The sequence below is a fragment of the Pseudonocardia sp. Cha107L01 genome, from assembly GCF_052566575.1.
This window is the reverse complement of sequence record NZ_CP199579.1, coordinates 535155-550818: the sequence shown is the minus strand read 5'-3', so window position 1 is coordinate 550818 and position 15664 is coordinate 535155. Positions and strand designations below refer to the sequence as shown.

Sequence of the window (15664 nt, the reverse complement as noted above, 5' to 3'; positions counted from 1 at the left end):
CGGGGTTCCCTCGGTCAGCCCTTGGACGGGGGGATCACGATGCCGTACTCCCTGATCTTGCGGTAGATGGTGGCCCGGGACATGCCCAGGTGCCGGGCGGCCTCGGCGCGGTTGCCGTCCGCCCCGCGCAGGCAGGCGATGATCGCGTCGCACTCGATGGACTCCAGCGGCGTGAGCACCCGCCGGCTGGTCGCCTGTACCTCGGGCGGCAGGTCGGCCGGCGTGATCACCCCGGTCCTGCGGTGCGTCACCACCTTGCGGATCACCTGGTAGAGCTGCTCGGTGTTGCCCGGCCAGCGGTTGCGCATCAGCACTCGCATCGCGTCCGGTGAGCAGCGAAGGCTGGCACCGCGGGTGAGCCGGGAGATCAGGAACGGCACCAGTTCGCGCAGGTCGTCGATGTGGTGGCGCAACGGCGGCACCGCCACCGAGTGCGGGAACCGGCTGACCAGCCGCTCCAGCGCGCCGTCCACCGGCCCGGTGGAGGACCGGGTGGCCACCACCCACTGCCGCTCGCCGTCCCGGGACTGCGGGGATGCGTCGAGCAGGCCGAGCAGCGCGCTCAGCTCGTCCAGCACCTCGTCCGGGAGCCGGTCCACGTGCCGCAGGATCACCGTGCCCCGGCCGTCGGTCAGCTCCTCGCGCACGCTGTCGAGCCATCGGCTGGTAGCTGTCCCGACGTCGGCCTGCTCCGTATCGCCGCCACTGGCTGACGCCCCGGCCGAACCGGCCGCGCCAGCCGAACCTGCCGAACCGGCCGCGCCGGTCAGCTCGACGGCGAGCTCGTCGGCGTTGAACACCCGCAGGTGTCCGCCCGGCGTGTGGGCCAGGTGGGTGGCCCTGGCCACGGTGAACTTGCCGGTGCCCGGTTCGCCCTCCAGCAGCAGCCACTCCCGGGACCGGAAGTGCGTCTCCACCTCCTGGCAGCAGGTGGTCCACAGGGCGCCGACGCCGACCATGCCGGGCAGCGGGCCGGGGGTCGGCAGGACACTCGGCGTGTTGGCGGCCACCCGGGTGAACAGGTGCACGTTCACCACGCCGCCGATCACCGACGCATCGCTCCAGCTGGGCCGGCAGTGCACCCGCGCGGTGACGCCGCTGGGTAGCGGGCAGCTGAACTGGCTGGGCTTGCCGGCGGCCAGCGCCTCACTGGCCAGCCCGAGCAGGGTGACCTGGTCCATCGGGTCGATGAGCTGGCGGGCGGCGTCGTTGAGCATCACCAGGTCGTTGCTGATCGCCAGCACCGGGCCCCGGTTGCGCTGGCAGGCGGCCAGGTAGTCCTGCAGCAGGGCGAGCTCCCGGCGGCCGGTGTGCTCCAGCAGCGCTTCCTCGATGCGCCGGGCGAGCGTCGACGCGGCGGCCACCATCATCTGGTTGGCGTCGGTGCGCCAGCAGGTCAGGTCGACCACGCCGAGCACCTTGCCGGTGGTCGGGTGGTGGATCGGGGCACCGGCACAGGCCAGCTCCTCCAGGTTCTCCACGTAGTGCTCGTGGCCGAACACCTGGGCCGGGCCGCGCCCCTCCAGCGCGGTGCCGATGCCGTTGGTGCCGACGAACTCCTCGGCGTAGCTGAACCCGGGCGCCAGCGACACCTGGTCCAGGGCTCGCTGCAGCCGCGAGTCGCCGGTCCGGCGCTCCAGCACGACGCCTTCGGAGTCGGTCAGGATGACGCTGACCGGCTCGTTGCTGAACTGTGCGCTGGCCTCGGAGATGATTCGGTTCGCGCTGTGCGCCAGCGAGGCGGCCCGGTCCGGGTTCGGCGCGTACTGCAGCTCGAAATGGTCGGCGGAGACGTGGAAGTCCCGGGACCGTCGCCAGGACGCCATGATCGGCGGGCGGACGACACCGGGTGTCACGTTGTCGAAGGTCAGGAAGCACTCGCGGGCATGGGCCAGTTCGCGACTGGCGGCCAGTCGCGGACTAGGAGCGTGTCCTGGATGTGGTGGTCTGGACGCGTCGGGCAATACGGGCTGCCTCCTCGCCAACTCCGTCGGTGACGTGGTGCTGCGGTATCACGTCGAGGGCAACCATCTCGAAGTTACGCCGCTAGCGCCATGAACGGTAGGCGTTCGAGCTGGCCGGCCGATGTCTCATGATGAGACCGCGGTCACCTGTCTTCGCGAACTCGCGCCGTGCGGTGTTCACCCGATCGAGGGAGCCCGTCCTCGTCTCATGATGAGACCCCGGTCACTCCCGTGACCCGGTGTGATCCCTAGCACGGGGAGGACACCGCCGGAAGCGCCGCCGAAAGCCACCGACAGTCCTCCTCAGAACGCACGCCACCAGCAAGAAGGACTTCGCCAGGCGGAGTCACGAGGCATGTGGTCAGGGCAAGCGCACCTGGCCTACCCGAGCAGGGGCGAGGAGTGACCCATGAGTCGCCAAAGCGTGGCAAAGGCGCACCAGAAGATCCAGGAACTCTCCTGGGAACCGATGTACCACACGCCGTACCAGAAGTACGGCACTGACTACACCTTCCAGAAGGCGCAGAAGAAGGACCCGCTCAAGCAGGTCCTGCGGTCCTACTTCCCGATGCAGGAGGAGAAGGATCACCGGGTCTACGGCGCACAGGACGGCGCGATCCGCGGCAACATGTTCCGCCAGGTGCAGGAGCGCTGGCTGGAGTGGCAGAAGCTCTTCCTGAGCATCATCCCGTTGCCCGAGATCTCGGCCGCCCGGTCGATGCCGATGCTGTTCCACACGGTGCCCAACCCGGAGCTGCACAACGGCCAGGCGATCCAGATGATCGACGAGGTTCGGCACAGCACGATCCAGCAGAACCTCAAGCGCATCTACATGAACAACTACATCGACCCGGCCGGCTTCAACTCGAGCCTGCGGAACTTCCACAACGACTACTGCGGCACGATCGGGCGGCAGTTCGCGGAAGGCTTCATCACCGGCGACGCGATCACCGCGGCCAGCATCTACCTGACCATCGTGGCCGAGACGGCGTTCACCAACACGCTGTTCGTGGCCATGCCGGCCGAGGCGGCCGCGAACGGCGACTACCTGCTGCCCACGGTGTTCCACTCGGTGCAGTCGGACGAGTCGCGGCACATCTCCAACGGCTACGCCACGCTGCTGATGGCGCTGTCGGACGAGAGCAACCACCAGCTGCTCGAGCGCGACCTGCGCTACGCGTGGTGGAACAACCACCGCGTGGTGGACGCCGCGATCGGCACGTTCATCGAGTACGGCACCAAGGACCGCCGCAAGGAGCGCGAGTCCTACGCGGAGATGTGGCGCCGCTGGATCTACGACGACTACTACCGCAGCTACCTGGTGCCGCTGGAGAAGTACGGCCTGGTCATCCCGCACGACCTGATCGAAGAGTCGTGGAAGCAGATCTGGGAGAAGGGCTACGTCCACGAGGTCGCGCAGTTCTTCGCCACCGGCTGGCTGGCCAACTACTGGCGCATCGACGCGATGACCGACGACGACTTCGAGTGGTTCGAGTACAAGTACCCGGGCTGGTACGAGAAGTACGGCAAGTGGTGGGAGAACTACAACCGCCTCGCCACGCCGAACGGGCACAACCCGATCGTCTTCGAGGACGTCGACTACGTGTACCCGAACCGCTGCTGGACCTGCATGGTGCCGTGTCTGGTCCGCGAGGACATGGTCATGGAAGAGGTCGACGGCGTGGTGCGCACGTACTGCCACGAGGTCTGCGCGTGGACCGACACGACCGCCTTCCGGCCCATCTACCAGGGCCGTGAGACGCCGAACATGGGTCGGCTGGTCGGCCACCGCGAGTGGGAGACGCTGTACCACGGCTGGAACTGGGCCGACGTGGTGTCCGACATGGGCTTCGTGCGCGACGACGGAAAGACCCTGGTCGCGCAGCCGCACCTGAACCTCGACCCGTCGAAGATGTGGACGTTGGACCACCTGCGTCGGTGCCCGCCGCTGGCGAGCCCGAACGTGGTGCTCAACGAGATGACGCCCGAGCAGCGCGAAGCCTGGGCGGCCGACTACCGCAGGCAGGGACCGGCCGGCCGGCCGGCACCCGCCCAGACCTGACCGCCGCTCCGCGAGTCGGGCGAACCAGCACAGCGAGTCGGGGCTCTCAGCACCCTGAGTCGGGGCGCCCAGCACACCGTCGGTGTGCTGGGACGCCCGACTCAGTGTGCTGGGACGCCCGACTCGCCGAATAAGAGGAAACGCGATGGCGGACAAGCACGTGGTGCGGTTCGAACCGGTCGGCATCGAGATCGAGGTGGACGAGGACCAGACGATCCTGCGCGGCGCCGCCGAGCAGGGCGTGATGTTGATGCACGGCTGCAAGGAAGGCCAGTGCGCCGCGTGCAAGTCGTTCATCCTCGACGGCGAGGACGTCGAGCACGACTCGTACTCAACGTTCGCGCTGCCCGACTACGAGAAGGACGAGGGCTACACCCTGCTCTGCCGGGCGCATGCCTACGAGGACCTGACCATCGAGTTGCTCAACTACGACGAGGAGATGATCCGGTCCGGGTTGCCGATCGTCTCGGCGGTCGCCGAGGTCGTCGGGAACGATGCGGTCACCCACGACATGCGGCACCTGGTGCTGCGGTTGCTGGAGCCCAAGGAGGTCAAGTTCTTCCCCGGGCAGTACATGGACATCGCGGTGCCGGGTACCGACGAGCACCGGTCGTTCTCCATGGCCAACACCTCCAGCCGGGAGGAAGGCCGACTGGAGTTCGTCATCAAGGTGTACTCGGACGGGCTGTTCTCCCGATACCTGGACGACGAGCTCAAGGTCGGCGACCAGCTGACGGTGAGCGGGCCGTTCGGGGTGTTCACCCTGCGGGAGAGCCACGACTCGGACCTGGTCTTCGTCGGCGGCGGGGCCGGGATGGCACCCATCCTGTCCCTGCTGCGGTCCATGTCCGACCGAGGCATCGCCCGCAAGGCCACCTTCTACTACGGCGCACGCACCCGGGCCGACCTGTGCTTCGAGGAAGAGCTCCGGGCACTGGAGGAGTCGCTGCCGGGGTTCCGGTACGTGCCGGCGCTGTCCGAGCCCACCGCCGAGTGCGGCTGGGAGGGCGAGACCGGGCTGATCACCGAGGTGGTCAAGCGGCTGCAGTCCGACCTCGCCGGGCAGGACGCCTACGTCTGCGGGCCGCCGCCGATGGTCGAGGCGGCCATGCCGCTGCTGGCCAAGCTCGGCGTCGCTGAGGCGCGGATCTACTACGACAAGTTCACCACGACGGGCGAACCCGGGCAGTAACGATCTCCCGGCTCGGCCGGGGCGAGGAGAGCGCTATGACAACCGCACAGGAACGGTCGGTACCGAAGGTCAACTTCACCGACGCCGAGGCCGGCGCCAAGGAGTTCCCCGACTCGACCGCCCGCCGGTACAACTACTTCAAGCCGCAGAAGCGCAAGCAGACGCACTACGAGGACGTCACCGTCGAGGTGCAGCCGGATCCTCGGCACTACCTGGCCCAGGGTTGGATCTACGGCTTCGCGGACGGCGAGACGGGCTACCCGCTGACCTGGACCAAGCTCAAGGCCTGGGGTGTCGACGACCCGGAGCCGCCGAAGGGCGTCGGGTCCGGCGGCCTGCCGAAGGACTTCGTCTGGCCGGCGCACGGCTGGCACGAGTTCCGCGACCCCAACGAAGAGTGGGAGATGACGCTCTACCGCTACGGCGCGAACGTCGTCCGCCAGCTCAACCAGAACATCGACAACGCCCGGCAGGCCAAGGCGTTCGACCAGTGGAACAACAACTGGGTGCACTTCGTGGCCCACAACGTCGGTGCCTGGATGCACGTCGAGCACATCCTCGGCCTGTACGTGTTCTCCCACGCCAACCGGTCGGGCCCGACGAACATGCACAACACCGCCATGGCGGTGAACGGCATGCACAAGATCCGGTTCGCCCAGGACCTGGCGCTGTACAACCTCACCCTTTCCGAGGAGATCGAGCGCTTCGACGGCAGCGCGCACCTGGAGGCGTGGAACTCCGACCCGATCTGGCAGGGCGTGCGGAGGGTCACCGAGGCACTCCCCGCGATCCAGGACGACTGGGGCGAGACGATCTTCGCGGCGAACGTTGTGTTCGAGCCGCTGGTCGGTGAGCTGTTCCGCAGCGGCCTGGTTCAGCAGTGCGCGGCCGGCAACGGCGACTTCGTCACCCCCACCGTCATGGGCGCCGGTGAGCACGACTACGCGCAGCGTGACCTGCGGATGACCATTGCCATGTTCGAGCCGAGGGTCAGCGACCGCGAGTTCGCCGAGCACAACAAAGAGATCATGAACGGTTGGCTGTCCAACTGGGTGCCGCAGTGCCTGGAGGCGGCCCGCACCCTGCAGCCGCTGTGGTCGCAACCGGACTTCAAGCCGCCCAGGTTCGAGGACGCGCTGGACCGGGCCAAGCACCGCTTCACCGGAATCCTGTCCGAGCTGGGCCTCGACACACCGAAGGAGCTGAACCAGTGACCGCGTTCAAGACCTCGGAGAGTCCGTTCAAGTCGGACAACACCGCATCCAACAAGTGCGGCTTCACCCTGATGAACAACCAGGTGGGCGCCGTGGTCGCGGAGGTGCTGCGGAAGCTGGACAACGTGACGGTGACCCCGCTGCCCTCGATGATCCGGATCGACGGCACGGGACGGTTCGACCTGGTCTACGCCGACGTGGACGACGCGGCAGGTGAGGAAGAGGGCTGGTTCGACGCGGCGGAGTTCGAGGAGAACATGTCCACCCACTACGGGCGGATGGTGCACCTCGACGACCGCACCATCATGTTCGCCAACCCGGAGGACGCCGCCGAGTACATCGGCTTCGACCTGAAGGCCACCACCTAACTGCCTGCGGCTCGTGAGTGGCGCGCGCGTGGCCCGGCCACGCCCGCCACTCACGGGCCTTCCGCACTCGAAAGGACTCTGGAAATGTACGAGAAGGACGGCGAGAAGTACTTCGTGGTGGATTCCCACTCGCATTTCTGGGATGCCAGTGAGGAAAACTGGGTGCCGGGGGCGGAGCAGTACGCGAAGGGCTGGATCGACTGTTTCTACGGCTACCACAAGCTGGGCCCGCCCGAGACGCACTGGGACTGGAACCACTACCTGAAGGTCACCGAGGAGGACTTCGTCCGGGACGTCTTCGACGAGGGCCACGTGGATGTGGCGATCTTCCAGTCGACGTACCTGAAGGAGTGGTACAAGGACGGGTTCAACACGCTGGAGCGCAACGGGGCGCTCGCGGAGCGCTACCCCGGGAAGCTCCTGGTGAACGGCCGCTGGGACCCGCGCGAGGGTGACGCCGGCATCAAGCAGCTGGAAGAGGACCACAAGCGCTACAACTTCACCGGTGTGAAGCTGTACACGGCGGAGTGGCGCCAGGGTTCGCGGGGTTGGACGCTGCGGGACCCGGAGGCGTTCCGGTTCCTGGAGAAGTCCCAGGAGCTCGGCATCAAGAACATCCACGTGCACAAGGGCCCGACGATCTGGCCGTTGGACAAGGACGCGTTCGACGTGCGTGACGTCGATACCGCCGCGACGTCGTTCCAGGGCCTGAACTTCATCGTCGAGCACGTGGGTCTGCCGCGGATCGAGGACTTCTGCTTCATGGCGGTGCAGGAGCCGAACGTCTACGCGGGGCTGAGCGTGGTGGTCGGCGGGCTGATGTACGCGCGGCCGAAGTTCTTCGCCAAGGTGATGGGCGAGCTGTTGTTCTGGGTCGGCGAGGACAAGATGCTCTACGGCGGGGACTACAACATCTGGACCCCGAAGTGGCAGGTCGAAGGCCTCGTCGACTGGCAGATGCCGGACGAGGACCAGTTCTCCGACTACCCCAGGCTGACCACCGACAGCAAGAAGAAGATCCTCGGGCTCAACGCCGCCCGGCTCTACGACATCCCGGTACCGGCCGAAGCCCAGCTCGGCGCCAACACCGCCACCGGTGACGCCGAGGCACCCGGGGAAGAACTCGTGACAGGCTCCGCCGGCACCCAGGCCTGATCAAGCATCGTGAGTGGCGAATGGTCCCCCAGGACCACTCGCCACTCACGGGTCCGACGAAGGAGGACACATGAAGGCAGTGCGGTTGCACGACTACCACAAGCCACCGGTGGTCGAGGACGTTCCGGAGCCGACGCTCTCCGGACCGCTCGACGTCATCGTGAAGATCGGTGGGGCCGGGGTCTGCCGAACCGACCTGCACATCATCGAGGGCCAGTGGGCCGAGGCGATGGGCCCACACCTGCCGTACACGATCGGCCACGAGAACGCCGGCTGGGTGCACTCGGTCGGTGAGGGCGTCACCAACGTCGCCCCCGGGGACACGGTGATCCTGCATCCGCAGCCGAGCTGTGGGCTGTGCCTGGCCTGCCGCGCCGGGCGGGACATGCAGTGTGAGGATGCGTTCTTCCCCGGTCTGTCCGACAACGACGGTGGCATGGCCGAGTTCCTGCGCACCACCGCCCGGGCCTGCGTCAAGCTCAACCCGGACACCAACCCGGCCGACGTCGCCGCGCTGGCCGACGCCGGCATCACCGCTTACCACGCGGTCCGCAAGGCCGTGCCGTCGCTGTACCCGGGCACGGCCGCCGTGGTGCAGGGCGCCGGCGGGCTGGGCCACATCGGCATCCAGACCCTCGCCGCACTCACCGCCACCAAGATCATCGTGGTGGACCGCAGCCCGGAGGCGCTGGAGCTGGCCAAGCAGATCGGCGCCGACGAGACCGTACTGGCCGACGGCAGCCACATCGACGCCGTCAAGGACCTGACCGGCGGCAACGGGGCCAACGTCGTGTTCGACTTCGTCGCAGAGGGCGGCGCGGAGCAGGACGCGTGGCAGATGACCGCGCCGGCCGGCTCGCAGTACATCATCGGCTACGGCGGCGAGTTCCGGGCGCCCACGCTGGACTTCGTCGGCGGCGAGAAGAACGTCATCGGGAACATCGTCGGCACCTACAACGACCTCGCCGAGCTGATGGTCCTGGCCCAGGCCGGCAAGGTCACCCTGCACACCAGGCAGTACCCGCTCGATGCGGCGGTAGAGGCGCTCGACGATCTCGACCACGGTCGGGTCCGCGGCCGCGCCATCCTCGTCCCCTGATCCGGACCCGCGGCCGCGCCATCCTCACTCGCTGACCAGCACTGACATTTCCTAAGGAGACACGGTGGCAAAGGAGCTACGTTTCGACGAGGAGGCCCGCGCGCTCTTGCAGGCGGGGGTCGACAAGCTGGCCGACGCGGTCAAGTCGACGCTCGGCCCCAAGGGTCGCAACGTCATCCTGGAGAAGATCACCGGTAGCCCGGTGGTGACCAATGACGGGGTGACCATCGCACGGGAGATCCACCTCAAGAACCAGTTCGAGAACATGGGCGCCCAGCTGGTCAAGGAAGCCGCCATCAAGACCAACGACATGGTCGGCGACGGCACCACCACAGCCACCGTGATCGCCCAGGCCATCGTCCGCGAGGGCATGAAGGCGATCGGGAGCGGCGGTAACCCGGTGCTGGTCAAGCGGGGTATCGACCTCGCCGTGGGCGCGCTGGTGGAGCACCTGCAGTCCGTGGCGCACCTGGTGGAGACCGAGGAGGACTTCGCCCACGTGGCCGGCATCTCGGCCAACGACGACGTGATGGTCGGCCGGGTGATCGCCCGGGCGCTGCACACCGTCGGCCAGACCGGCATCGTGACCGTCGAGGAGGCCGCCCAGTACGGGATGAGCGTGGACTTCGTCGAGGGCTTCGAGTTCGACAACGGGTTCGTCTCGCCCTACCTGGTCACCGACCCCGGCCGGCTGGAGGCGGTCCTGGACGACCCGTACATCCTGATCACCAACGAGAAGATCACCCAGGTCCGGGACCTGATGCCGCTGCTCGACAAGATCATGCGCGCGCCGCGGCCGCTGCTGATCATCGCGGAGAACATCGAGGGCACCGCGCTCAGCATGCTGGTGCACAACCACGTGAACCGCACCTTCCAGGCCTGCGCGGTCCGTGCCCCCGGTTTCGGTGACCGCCGGTTGCACAAGCTGGAGGACATCGCCGCGATCACCGGCGGCACCGTGCTGAGCAAGTACGCCAGCTTCAACCTGCAGACCATGGGGGTGGAGCACCTGGGGCGCGCCGAGCAGGTTCGGGTCACCGACAGCAGCACCGCCATCGTCGGCGGCGCCGGTACGGCGGAGAACCTCGGCTTCCGGATCACCCAGCTGCGCTCGGAGATGGGGCGCGCGCAGTACGGGGTGGACGAGGACGTGCTGGCCGAACGGATCGGCGCGCTCACCGGCAAGATCGCGGTCATCCGGGTCGGCGCGCCGACGAACGCCGAGCTGAAGGAGCTGCAGCACCGGGTGGAGGACGCACTGTCCGCCTGCCGGGCGGCCATGGCGGAGGGCATCGTGGCCGGTGGCGGGGCCGCGCTGGTGCACGCCGAGAAGGCGCTCGACGCGTTGGACCTCAAGGGCGACTATGCGATCGGCGCGGACATCGTGCGCCGGTCGCTCACCGAGCCGGCCTACCTGATCGCCACGAACGCCGGTTACCCCGGTCAGGAGGTGGTGGCCAAGGTGCAGCGGATGGGCGTGGAGATCGGGCCGGACGAAGGCTTCGACGCCCTGGAGGGCCGCTACGGGAACATGATCGAGATGGGCATCATCGACCCGCTGCGGGTGGCCCGCTCCGCGCTGCAGAACGGCGCCTCGGTGGCCGGGCTGCTGCTCACCACGAACTCGCTGGTCGCCGAGGAGCAGACGCCGTGGGGCGGCAGCGCCTCGCTGATGACCGAGTTCGGCCCGCTGGACGAGGGGCTGCGGCAGCCCTCGCCCGACTCGAGCACGCCGCAGTCGCTCGGGCTCGGCCCGGCGATCGGCTGACAGGTGTGGGTGGCTGGCGGTTGCAACGGGGCATCGCCAGCCACTCATGTTCGGACCGCCCGTGGCGATCCAGGCAAGTTCGCCTACGCTGATAGCCGTGAGTTCCGAGTCCGAGCGGTACTCGGCGTCAGTTGAGGACTACCTGAAGGTGATCTACGCGTTCGAAGAGCGCGAGGAAAGCAAGATCACCACGACCCGGCTGGCCGAGCGGCTGGGTGTTTCCGCATCGTCGGTGTCCGGGATGGTGCGCAAGCTCTGCCAACTCGAGCTGTTGGAGCACCCGAAATACGGCAACATCGAGTTCACCGATACCGGTCGGCACGTCGCGCTCGGCGTGGTCCGGCGACATCGGTTGATCGAGCTGTACCTGGTGACCGAGCTGGGGTACGGCTGGGACGAGGTCCACGACGAGGCCGAGGTGCTCGAGCACGCGGTGTCCGACCGTCTGCTCGACCGGATCGCCGAGCGCCTTGGCCACCCCAGGCTGGATCCGCACGGCGACCCCATCCCCACCAAGGAGGGCCGCTTGGAGCCGCTGCGCGCGCGGCGGCTGTCCACCGTGGAGCCGGGCACGGCCGGTGAGTTCGTCCGCGTCGACGACGTCGACCCGGGCATGCTGCGGCACCTGACCGCCGAGGGTATCCAGCTCGGCGCCCGGCTCGAGGTGGTCGAGCGCGCTCCGTACGGCGGGTCCTACCTGGTCCGGGTGGGTGAGCTGTCCACCGCGGCGGTTCGCCAGCTGGGTCCGGCGCTGGTCAATGCGATGTGGGTCGGTGTCGACGGCGGAACCTGAGGTCCGTCTGGTGTTCGCCTTGTTGTTCGTCGCTCCACATCTTAAAGTTAGGCATGACGAAGTCTCGTCCCGGCGCGGCGCCGGAGCTGGCGCAGCCCGGGGCATCCCTGCGCGAGCTGCGTGCCAGGGGTCGGTTCCGGGGTGCGTTCGCGCTGCTCGGCCCGGCTTTCGTGGCGGCCGTGGCCTATGTCGATCCCGGCAACTTCGCCACCAACTTCGAGGCCGGCGCGCAGTACGGCTACCAGCTGGTGTGGGTCATCGTGGTGGCCAACGCGATGGCCATGCTGGTGCAGTACCTCTCCGCGAAGACCGGCGTGGCCACCGGCCGTGACCTGCCCGAACTGTGCCGCGAGTACCTTCCCCGACCGGTCTCGCGCGGGCTGTGGGTGCAGGCCGAGCTGGTCGCGATGGCCACCGACCTCGCCGAGTTCGTCGGTGCCGCGGTGGGGCTGAACCTGCTGTTCGGGGTGCCGCTGTTCCCGGCCGGGCTGATGACCGCGGTGATCGCGTTCGGCATCCTGGCCCTCGAGCAGCGCGGCTACCGGCGGTTCGAGCTTGCCATCGCAGGGCTGCTCGCCCTCGTCTTCCTCGGCTTCGCCTACGACCTGGTCACCGTCGGCGGGTCGGTCCGGGGCACGCTCAGCGGGCTGCTGCCGATCTTCCCCGACTCGAGCAGCGTGCTGCTGGCCGCCGGCATCATCGGCGCCACCGTCATGCCGCACGTGGTGTACCTGCATTCCGCACTGACCAAGAACCGGATCGCGGTGCGTGACGACGCCGAGCGGCGTGAGGTCATGCGGTTCCAGCGGCTCGACGTGTACGCCGGGCTCGGCGCCGCCGGTGTGATCAACCTGTGCATGCTGGTCATCGCGGCGTCGCTGTTCAGTGCCGAGTCCGGGTCGACCGGGCACTCCGGCGTCGACTCCATCGAGGCCGCGCACGCCGGGCTCGGTGACCTGGTCGGTGGCGGCGCGGCGCTGGCCTTCGCGGTGGCGCTGCTGGCCTCCGGACTGTCCTCGTCCAGCGTCGGCACCTACGCCGGCCAGGTGGTCATGCAGGGGTTCATCCGCCGGCGCATCCCGATCTTCCTGCGCCGCGCCCTGACCATGCTGCCCGCGTTGGTGGTGCTCGGGCTGGGCCTGCCGACCACCGGCAGCCTGGTCGCCTCGCAGGTTGTGCTGTCCTTCGGCATCCCGTTCGCGCTCGTGCCGATGGTGCTGCTGACCCGGCGGGTCGACGTGATGGGCGCGCTGGTCAACCGGCGCGTCACCACGCTCGCGGCCAGCCTGATCGCGGCGCTCGTCATCGTGCTGAACGTCTACCTGATTGTCGACCTGCTGGTCGGCTAGGCGCTGTGCGTCGCCGCGTCGACCAGCAGGTCGTTGTGCTCCCCGGGGGGTATGTGGGCGCTACGCGTGCGCGAACTCCGGCCGGGTACCGGGCACCTCGGTGGCGTGCGAGATGGACTTCCGCGCCGTCTCCGGGATGAGCACGATGGGCACGATCGCGATCACCGCGGCCACCATGATGTAGAAGGCCGGGATCGACGTGCTGCCCGTCTTGGTGATCAGCGCGGAGATGGCGAGCGGCGCGGTGCCACCGAAGAGCGCGGTGGACACGCTGTAGCCGATGGACATGCCGCCGTACCGGTTCCTGGTCGGGAACATCGCCGGGAACGTGGAGCCGATCGTGCCCAGCATCAGCAGCAACAGCAGCCCGAGCACGGCCAGGCCGATGGTCACCGGCAGCACGCTCTTCAGGTTGATCAGCGCCACAGCGGGGTAGCTGAGCACCAGGAACCCGACCGCGGCGGTGAGGAGCATCGGCTTGCGGCCGACCCGGTCGGACAGTGCGCCCACCGGCGCGATGAGCGCCATCATCACCAGCATGATGCCGATCAACGTCAGGTTCGACTCGGCGTCGCTGATCCCGAGCACCTGGGTCAGGTAGGTCGGCATGTAGGTCAGCACCGTGTAGTCCGCCACGTTCAGCAGGATCACGATGCCGATCAGGTTCAGGATCTGCGGCCAGTTGTTCGAGAGCATCTCCCCGAGCGGCACCCGCTGGGTCTCACCGTGCGAGAGCTGCTGGAAGGCCGGGGTGTCCTCCAGCTTGTTCCGCAGGTAGAAGCCGACCAGACCGAGCGGCGCGGCGAGCAGGAACGGGATCCGCCAGCCCCAGCTGTTCATCGCGGCCTCGGACAGGGAGAGCTGGAAGGTGGTGGCCAGTGCGGCGCCGAGCACGAAGCCGCCGAGCGTGCCGAACTCGAGGAACGCGCCGAAGAAGCCCCGCCGTTTGTCCGGGGCGTACTCGGCGATGAACGTGGCCGCGCCGCCGTACTCGCCGCCGGTGGAGAAGCCCTGGATCAGCCGCAGCACCACCAGCAGGATCGGCGCCGCGACGCCGATCGTGTTGTGACTGGGGATCAGACCGATCAGGAACGTCGCACCGGACATGAACAGGATCGTCATCGAGAGCACCCGCTGGCGGCCGAACTTGTCACCGAGCGGGCCGAGCACGATGCCGCCCAGTGGGCGCAGCGCGAACGGGATGGCGATACCGGAGAAGGTCAGCAGGGTGCGGGCGGCCGGACTGCTGTCCGGGAAGAAGTTCAGCCCGACGCTGGTGATCAGGTAGCTGTAGATGGCGTAGTCGAACCACTCCACCGCGTTGCCCATCGCGGCACCGGCGACCGCCCGCCGAACTATCCGTTCGTCGGGTTCGTTCTGTGCCGTCGAGTCGGCAGCTGAGCTCATCGCGTTCCCTTCACCGGCCAGGGATCCCCCGAATCGGGCCCCTTACCGCCTGATTTCTGTGTCCTGTACCCCGATCGGCTGGCCGTTAATCCCCGAGCCGGCCGCCGAATTCGTCGCCGCGGTACACCCGGGCGTGTCGTCGCGGCCCGTCGCCCGCAGCCGGCCCCGGTCGCCTACCCAGGCATATGCCCAGGTCACGGCTCCGTCGTGGGGCAGCGTCAGGCGTACCCGCCGGTAGTCGGGTCCCTCGTACTCGTCCAGCGCCGGCAGCAGCCCGACCGGATCACGCAATGGGGTGAGTGTGCCGGGGACGTCCGGGTGCTCGCCGAGCAACATCGCCGGCCAGCCCAGCCCGGTGTCGTACCTGGTTCCGCGCGCGCGGGCGGCCCGGCCCGGCCCGGCGGCGTGCGGCGCGACGAGGGGCCAGCCGGACCGCCCCGGTTGCAGCAACCCGTAGCCGAACAGGGTGGCGGGCCACTGGTCCGGGTGCGGCGCTCCGCTCACCTCGTCGGCGTCCAGCCCGTCGGTGGCGGCGGCGGTGCCGATCAGCCGGCACGCGTCCTGTTGGCGCAGCTCCGCGCAGCGCACCGGCGCGCCGGCCACCAGCAGCGGCGCCCGGATCGGCCCGGCGCCCAGATAGCACCACGGGCTGTCGAACACCGTGCCGTCCGCGCCGCGCACCCGCCCGGTGCGCAACCGGACCAGCCGGTACCGCTCGCCACGCCCCTCGCAGCGGTCCAGCACCGCGACCTGCGCCGGGGTGGCCAGCCACAGCGCGTGCCGTTCGGTGACCCCGGGCGCGGCGGCCAGCACCGCCGGTCGCTGGCCGTCCCGGGTGCGCAGCCCGGCCGCCCACACCGCCGCGACGCCCTCGGTCAGCACGTCCAGTACGACGACCGGCCCGCTCAGCCCGAGTTGCCGGCGCAACCAGGTGATCTTCGACGGGCACCGGTTGGACCCGTAGCTCAGCACCGGCACCCGGGCCGCGAGAGGCGGCGCACCCTGGGCGGCCAGCCAGTCGTCCAGATCCTCGACACGACCGCCGTCCGTGCTGACCCGCCAGCCGGCGTAGCGGGTCGGGTCCGGGTCCAGCCGCCGCGCCACCCCGTCGAGGTGGACGAACGAGCAGTCCGGGGTGACGCCGGGGTAGGGGTCGGCCGGGTAGTCGGCGTCGGTGAAGAGTTTCGTCGAACCGGGCACGCGATCTACCGTAGGCAGCGATGTCCCGGCGCGCGATCGAACTGGCTGTTCCGCCGGTTCGTCGCACCCTGGGCGCCGCGGCGGCGGTGGCAG

The 15664-nt window shown here is 68.7% G+C and carries 12 protein-coding genes; 9 read left to right on the top strand and 3 right to left on the bottom strand.

Features of this window, described 5'->3' with window-relative positions:
- Positions 1 to 14 precede the first annotated feature (14 nt).
- Positions 15 to 1856 (bottom strand): sigma-54-dependent Fis family transcriptional regulator, encoded by a 1842-nt coding sequence (locus tag ACTXG6_RS02565; RefSeq protein ID WP_445186148.1) that lies wholly within the window; start codon positions 1854 to 1856, stop codon positions 15 to 17.
- Between the two features lie 517 nt (positions 1857 to 2373).
- On the opposite strand from ACTXG6_RS02565, the gene ACTXG6_RS02560 reads away from it, so the two are divergent.
- The 9 genes from ACTXG6_RS02560 (at position 2374) to ACTXG6_RS02520 (ending at position 12964) form a co-directional block, all read left to right on the top strand.
- On the top strand, positions 2374 to 4026 hold the full coding sequence (locus tag ACTXG6_RS02560) for a methane monooxygenase (RefSeq protein WP_445186147.1): 1653 nt from the start codon (positions 2374 to 2376) through the stop codon (positions 4024 to 4026).
- 145 nt (positions 4027 to 4171) lie between these two features.
- Complete coding sequence (locus ACTXG6_RS02555; protein WP_445186146.1) at positions 4172 to 5218, top strand: FAD-binding oxidoreductase; 1047 nt, start codon at positions 4172 to 4174, stop codon at positions 5216 to 5218.
- Positions 5219 to 5253: 35 nt separating this feature from the next.
- Positions 5254 to 6432, top strand: coding sequence for a toluene hydroxylase (locus ACTXG6_RS02550; protein ID WP_445186145.1), 1179 nt, complete (start codon positions 5254 to 5256; stop codon positions 6430 to 6432).
- On the top strand, positions 6429 to 6800 hold the full coding sequence (gene mimD, locus ACTXG6_RS02545; RefSeq protein WP_445186144.1) for a propane 2-monooxygenase effector subunit MimD: 372 nt from the start codon (positions 6429 to 6431) through the stop codon (positions 6798 to 6800). Before ACTXG6_RS02550 ends, mimD begins: the two co-directional genes overlap by 4 nt.
- 84 nt (positions 6801 to 6884) lie before the next feature.
- A complete protein-coding gene (locus ACTXG6_RS02540; RefSeq protein WP_445186143.1) occupies positions 6885 to 7955 on the top strand; it encodes an amidohydrolase family protein in 1071 nt (356 codons plus the stop codon).
- Positions 7956 to 8025: 70 nt separating this feature from the next.
- Positions 8026 to 9054, top strand: coding sequence for an NAD(P)-dependent alcohol dehydrogenase (locus tag ACTXG6_RS02535; protein WP_445186142.1), 1029 nt, complete (start codon positions 8026 to 8028; stop codon positions 9052 to 9054).
- A gap of 64 nt (positions 9055 to 9118) precedes the next feature.
- Entirely contained in the window at positions 9119 to 10822 is a 1704-nt protein-coding gene (groL, locus tag ACTXG6_RS02530; RefSeq protein ID WP_445186141.1) for a chaperonin GroEL, read from the top strand.
- Positions 10823 to 10919: 97 nt separating this feature from the next.
- Entirely contained in the window at positions 10920 to 11615 is a 696-nt protein-coding gene (locus ACTXG6_RS02525; RefSeq protein WP_445186140.1) for a metal-dependent transcriptional regulator, read from the top strand.
- A 53-nt stretch (positions 11616 to 11668) separates the two neighbouring features.
- Positions 11669 to 12964 carry an Nramp family divalent metal transporter gene (locus tag ACTXG6_RS02520; protein ID WP_445186139.1) on the top strand — a complete coding sequence of 432 codons (1296 nt, stop codon included), beginning with the start codon at positions 11669 to 11671 and terminating at the stop codon, positions 12962 to 12964.
- A 60-nt stretch (positions 12965 to 13024) separates the two neighbouring features.
- Here the strand turns inward: ACTXG6_RS02520 and ACTXG6_RS02515 are convergent, their stop codons facing one another.
- Positions 13025 to 14371, bottom strand: a complete 1347-nt coding sequence (locus tag ACTXG6_RS02515) for an MFS transporter (protein WP_445186138.1) — start codon at positions 14369 to 14371, stop codon at positions 13025 to 13027.
- Between the two features lie 42 nt (positions 14372 to 14413).
- Positions 14414 to 15571 carry a gamma-glutamylcyclotransferase gene (locus tag ACTXG6_RS02510; protein ID WP_445186137.1) on the bottom strand — a complete coding sequence of 386 codons (1158 nt, stop codon included), beginning with the start codon at positions 15569 to 15571 and terminating at the stop codon, positions 14414 to 14416.
- Between the last annotated feature and the right edge of the window lie 93 nt (positions 15572 to 15664).

What these genes read in the sequence shown, in the direction of transcription:
- ACTXG6_RS02560 (WP_445186147.1), top strand. Translation starts at nt 2,374, where the DNA reads ATGAGTCGCCAAAGCGTGGCAAAGGCGCACCAGAAGATCCAGGAACTC.
- ACTXG6_RS02555 (WP_445186146.1), top strand. Translation starts at nt 4,172, where the DNA reads ATGGCGGACAAGCACGTGGTGCGGTTCGAACCGGTCGGCATCGAGATC.
- ACTXG6_RS02550 (WP_445186145.1), top strand. Translation starts at nt 5,254, where the DNA reads ATGACAACCGCACAGGAACGGTCGGTACCGAAGGTCAACTTCACCGAC.
- ACTXG6_RS02540 (WP_445186143.1), top strand. Translation starts at nt 6,885, where the DNA reads ATGTACGAGAAGGACGGCGAGAAGTACTTCGTGGTGGATTCCCACTCG.
- ACTXG6_RS02535 (WP_445186142.1), top strand. Translation starts at nt 8,026, where the DNA reads ATGAAGGCAGTGCGGTTGCACGACTACCACAAGCCACCGGTGGTCGAG.
- ACTXG6_RS02520 (WP_445186139.1), top strand. Translation starts at nt 11,669, where the DNA reads ATGACGAAGTCTCGTCCCGGCGCGGCGCCGGAGCTGGCGCAGCCCGGG.
- ACTXG6_RS02515 (WP_445186138.1), bottom strand. Translation starts at nt 14,371, where the DNA reads ATGAGCTCAGCTGCCGACTCGACGGCACAGAACGAACCCGACGAACGG.